The organism is Streptomyces sp. UNOB3_S3, from assembly GCF_020740895.1.
In the GTDB taxonomy this organism is placed as follows: domain Bacteria; phylum Actinomycetota; class Actinomycetes; order Streptomycetales; family Streptomycetaceae; genus Streptomyces.
This window is the reverse complement of the sequence record NZ_JAILXP010000482.1, coordinates 1-4,581: the sequence shown is the minus strand read 5'-3', so window position 1 is coordinate 4,581 and position 4,581 is coordinate 1. Positions and strand designations below refer to the sequence as shown.

Sequence of the window (4,581 nt, the reverse complement as noted above, 5' to 3'; positions counted from 1 at the left end):
GGTGCGGTCCGAGGGGGATCGGACCGCACCGGGCCGGCGCACGTGCCCGCCCGGCTAGCGGCCCGCGCCGCTCACCCGCCCCTGCAGCAGCCGCGACAGCGCCGAGTGCACCTCGTCGATCGACCGTTCCGGCTGGAACGACTGCCAGTCCAGCGCCGCCACCAGCACCATGCCGAACAGCGCCGACGCCGTCAGCGGGATGTCCAGCTCCGTGCTCAGCTCGCCCTCCGTCACCGCTTCCGTCAGGACGGACTCGATGACGGCGATCGCCTTCTGCCGCACCTGCGTCAGCGTCGACTGCCAGGCCCGGTTGGTGCGCCACAGCTCGGCGACGTAGAGCTGGGTGAGCGAGGGGTAGCGGGTGATGAAGTCCAGGCCCGCCCGGATCATCGCGTCCAGGGCGTCGACGCGGCTGCCGCCGCGCTCGGCCGTCTCGTCGGCGGCGGCCCGGAGGGAGTCGGTCAGCAGCTCGATGCCGTGCCGCAGCAGCTCCTCGAAGAGCACGGTCTTGCTGGCGAAGTTGTAGTAGACCGTGCCCTTGGCGACGCCGGCGCGCTCGGCGATCTCGTCGACCGTGGTGGAGGAGAAGCCCTGTTCCGCGATGAGGGTGACCGCTGCCTCGAAGAGCTTGCGCCGTGTGTTCTGCCGGCGCGTACCGCTGCTGTCCATGACGGTGATTCTCCCCGCACCGGGCGTGTTCGCGCTCACAGGCTCAGCTCCGGGTGGAGCCGGTCCACGGACCAGACCTGCTTGCCCCGCGCCGAGACGGCCGTCAGGGCCAGGGCTGCGGCGGTGAAGGCCGCGAGGACGCCGCAGGCCTGCCAGACGGGGGCGAGCCCGCCGCCGGTGATGAGGTGGCGCAGCCCCTGGACGACGTAACTCATCGGCAGGAAGGGATGGATGGCGTTGAAGAACCCGGGGCTGGTCTGCACCGGGTAGGTGCCGCCCGCCGAGGTCAGCTGGAGCATCAGCAGGGCGAGGACGAGGATGCGCCCGGCGGGCCCGAAGCGGGCGTTCAGCCACTGGACGACGGCCGCGAAGCACGCGACGACGAGGACGAGGAAGGCGCACGTGCCCGCCGCCCGTTCCGGCCGCAGGCCCAGCGCCCAGTGGAGGACGGCCAGCAGCGCGGCCGTCTGGAGGACGCCGATGGCGACGGCGGGCAGCCAGCCCGCGAGGGCGATCCGCCGGGCGGAGGCGCCGGCGGCCAGGGCACGCCGGTTGAGGGGCTGGATCAGCATGTAGGCGACCATCGCGCCCACCCAGAGCGAGAGCGGGATGAAGTAGGGGGCGAATCCGGTGCCGTAGTCGGGGGCCTTGTGGAGCGCCTTGGAGGCCAGGGCGACCGGGTCCGCCATCACCGCGGTGCGGGCATCGCGGTCCTTCCCGCTGTAGTCGGGGATCTTCGCGGCGCCGTCGTGGAGGCCGCCCGCGAGCTCGGCGGAGCCGTCGGACAGCTTGACCATGCCGCCCTGGAGCGTGTTCGCGCCCTCGCTCAGCCTGCCGATGCCGTCGCCGAGGCCGGCGGCGCCCGTTTTCGCGGTGCCGAGCCCGTCGCGCAGCCGCCCGGTGCCGGTGCTGAGGCGGCCGGCGCCCTCGGCCACCTGCCGGGCGCCGTCGTCGAGGGCGTTGACCTTCCGTACGGCGCCGTCGATGTCCCGCGCCAGGTGCGGGGCCTCGTCGGCGAGCCGTTCGGCGGAGGCGCGCAGGGCGTCCAGCCGTCCGGGGAGCCGGTCGAGTTCGCCGTTCCCGTTCCGCACGAGGGCGTCGAGCCTTTCCGCGCCCTCGGCCGACTGCCGGGCGGCGAACACGGCCTTCTTCAGGGCCGGGCAGACGTCCCCCGGCGTGGCGGCGCCGGTCGCGCACAGCTTGTCGTACGCGGCGGCCAGGTCGTCCGCGCCGCGCCTGCCGGCCCTGGCGAGCGGGCCGGTGACGGCGGGGGAGGGCAGGTCGGCCAGGTGCTCGCGGAGGGTCCGCGCCTCGCGGGCCACGCCGCGGGCGGCCTCCCCGATCTCGCCCGCGTGCTCCTTGACGAACGCGCCCTCCTTGCCGGCGACGCCGTTCACCTTGTCGGCCAGCTGGTGGGTGCCGTCCGCCACCCGCGCGGCGCCGGTGGCCAGTTGCCGAGCGGCGGAGTCCAGGGTGCCCGCGCCGTTGTGCAGCCGGTCCACGCCCTGCTCCAGCTCGCCGCTGCCGCTCCGGGCGCGGGCCAGGCCGTCCTTGAGGTCCCCGGCGCCCTTGCGGGCCTCGCCGATGCCCTCGCCGAGCCGGTCGGCGCCGTTCGCCGCCTCCTCCGTCTTTCCGTGGAGGCCGGAGAAGGAGACGAAGATCTTGTCGTAGAAGGACCGCGAGGTCCTGCGAGAGGCGGCCGCGCGGACCTCGGAGAAGACCGAGCGGGAGATCTGGCCGACGATGTAGTTGTTCGCGTCGTTCGTCCGGACCTGGAGCGTGCCGGTCACGGGGGAGCCGCCGGAACTGGAGGCGAGCAGCCGGCTGAAGTCGGCCGGGATGGTCAACGACAGGTAGTACGTCCCCTTCTCGACCCCCTCGCGGGCCTTCGCGGCGCTCGTCTCGTGCCACTGGAAGGACTTGGAGTCGCGCAGTCCCTTGACGATCGAGTCGCCCGCCGCCAGCCGCGCGCCGTCCACGGTCGTGCCCCGGTCGGCGTTGACCAGCGCCACCGGCACCTTGTCGAGCCGCCCGTAGGGGTCCCAGAAGGACCACAGGTACAACGCGCCGTAGAGGAGGGGCAGCAGGAGGAGGGCGACGAGCGCGGCGCGCGGCAGCCGGCCCCTCCCGAATCGTTTCAGCTCAAGGACGGCCAGTTTCGGCGAACGCATCCGCCGCTCCCTTCGGGGCCTGTGAGGGGGCCTGTGACGTGGTCGGGGCCGTGCGGACGACCACCGCGTCGCCCGGCGGCGCCTCCGCGCACACCGCGAGCACGGTCGTACCGGCCCCGGCGAGCGAGCGCAGCAGCGCCCACGCCCGGTCGCGTTCGGCGGCCGTGAGCTTGAGGTCGGTGTCGTCCACCGCGACGAGCCGGGGCGCGCCGACGAGCGCGAGGGCCAGCGCCAGCCGCAGCGCCTCCAGCCGCCCCAGGTCCCGTACGGCCGTGCCGGCGCCCTTGGGCAGCGCGGACACCTCCAGCCCGGCGGCCGTGAGCGCGGCCTCGGTACGGGCGGCCTCCCGTGCCGCCTTCTCCGCCCGGGTGCGGAACAGCGCGCCGGGGCGGAACAGCGTGCCGGGCGGGGCGCCGAACCTCCGCTGGAGCAGCGCGCGTTCGCGCAGGTGCTCGGCGACGGTCAGGGAGGCGTCGAGCTCGGCGACGCCCGGGACGTGCGCGAGCGCGCTCACGCGCCGGACGGCCGCCATCCGCCGGGGCAGGGCCAGGCCCGCGACCTCGGCGCGTCCGGCGGACGGCCGCATACGTCCGGTGAGGGTGAGCAGGAGACAGGTGCGGCCCGAGCCGGAGGGGCCCTCGACGGCCACGAGCGAACCGGGCGGCGCGTCGACGTCCACCGCGCGGAACGCCCAGCCGCGCGGCCCCCGGACGCCGAGGCCCTCCGCCGCGATCGCGGCTCCGTGCGGGGTGCCGTCCACGGGACCTCCAGCGATCTTGGACTGACCGGTCAGTGCAAAAGTATGGCGGATGGCCTCCCTCCGCTGTCAACCCCGGTCTTTCGCTGGGGAGTTCGCGCAGGTCGTGGCCGGTTCGCACGGGTCCGGGAGGGCGCGCGGCCGCAGGTGCGGGGAGGCGGGGCCCGGCCCATTAGGCTGGTGCCGCCCGACGTCAGTCACCCGCAGTCACCCGCCGAGGAGTCACCCGCCGTGTCAGACCCGCTGCGCCCCCGGGCGTCCCTCCGTACCGCCGTGGTCTGGGAGGTCCTCAAGGACGCCCTCGACCGCCGGGTCAAGGCCGCCGGCCGGGAGGCCCTGGAGATCCTCGACACCGGTGGCGGCTCCGGCAAGTTCGCGGTGCCGCTCGCCCGGCTCGGCCACCACGTCACCGTCGTCGACCCCAGCCCCAACGCGCTGTTCGCGCTGGAGCGCAGGGCCGCCGAGGCCGGGGTCGCCGAGCGGGTGCGCGGCGTCCAGGGCGACGCCCACGGCCTGTTCGACGTCGTCGACCGCGGCGGCTTCGACGTCGTGCTCTGCCACGGCGTGCTGGAGTACGTCGAGGACCCCGCCGACAGCGTCCGCAACGTCGTCGCGGCGCTCCGCCCGGGCGGCACCCTCAGCCTGCTCGCCGCCGGCCTCGGCGGCGCCGTGCTCGCCCGCGCCCTCGCCGGGCACTTCACCGAGGCCCACCAGGCCCTCGCCGACCCCTCCGGCCACTGGGGCGCCGGGGACCCGGTCACCCGCCGCTTCACCGCCGAGCAGCTCTCCGGCCTCGTCGGCGACGCGGGCCTGGAGGTCTCCGCGGTGCACGGCGTGCGCGTCTTCGCCGACTTGGTGCCCGGCGTGCTCGTCGACCACGAGCCCGGCGCGCTGGACGCGCTGCTGCGGCTGGAGGCCGCGGCGGCCGAGCTGCCGGCCTTCCACTCCATCGCCACACAGCTCCACGTCCTGGCCGAGCGGGAC

The 4,581-nt window shown here is 75.1% G+C and carries 4 protein-coding genes; 1 reads left to right on the top strand and 3 read right to left on the bottom strand.

Annotated elements, in window-relative coordinates; all coding sequences use genetic code 11:
• Positions 1-54: 54 nt before the first annotated feature.
• Genes K6I33_RS32185 through K6I33_RS32175 form a run of 3 tightly spaced genes read right to left on the bottom strand, consistent with a single transcriptional unit; the run spans position 55 to position 3,600 of the window.
• The gene (locus tag K6I33_RS32185) at positions 55-669 is read right to left on the bottom strand and encodes a TetR/AcrR family transcriptional regulator (protein WP_229358100.1); all 615 of its coding nucleotides are present in this window, start codon (positions 667-669) and stop codon (positions 55-57) included.
• 35 nt (positions 670-704) lie between these two features.
• Positions 705-2,840 carry a YhgE/Pip family protein gene (locus K6I33_RS32180; RefSeq protein WP_229358099.1) on the bottom strand — a complete coding sequence of 712 codons (2,136 nt, stop codon included), beginning with the start codon at positions 2,838-2,840 and terminating at the stop codon, positions 705-707.
• A complete protein-coding gene (locus tag K6I33_RS32175; RefSeq protein ID WP_229358098.1) occupies positions 2,812-3,600 on the bottom strand; it encodes an ATP-binding cassette domain-containing protein in 789 nt (262 codons plus the stop codon). Before K6I33_RS32175 ends, K6I33_RS32180 begins: the two co-directional genes overlap by 29 nt.
• A gap of 228 nt (positions 3,601-3,828) precedes the next feature.
• Here K6I33_RS32175 and K6I33_RS32170 point away from each other — a divergent pair.
• The coding region (locus K6I33_RS32170) for a methyltransferase (RefSeq protein ID WP_229358097.1) at positions 3,829-4,581 on the top strand (753 nt) is incomplete at its 3' end.

What these genes read in the sequence shown, in the direction of transcription:
- K6I33_RS32180 (WP_229358099.1), bottom strand. Translation starts at nt 2,840, where the DNA reads ATGCGTTCGCCGAAACTGGCCGTCCTTGAGCTGAAACGATTCGGGAGG.
- K6I33_RS32185 (WP_229358100.1), bottom strand. Translation starts at nt 669, where the DNA reads ATGGACAGCAGCGGTACGCGCCGGCAGAACACACGGCGCAAGCTCTTC.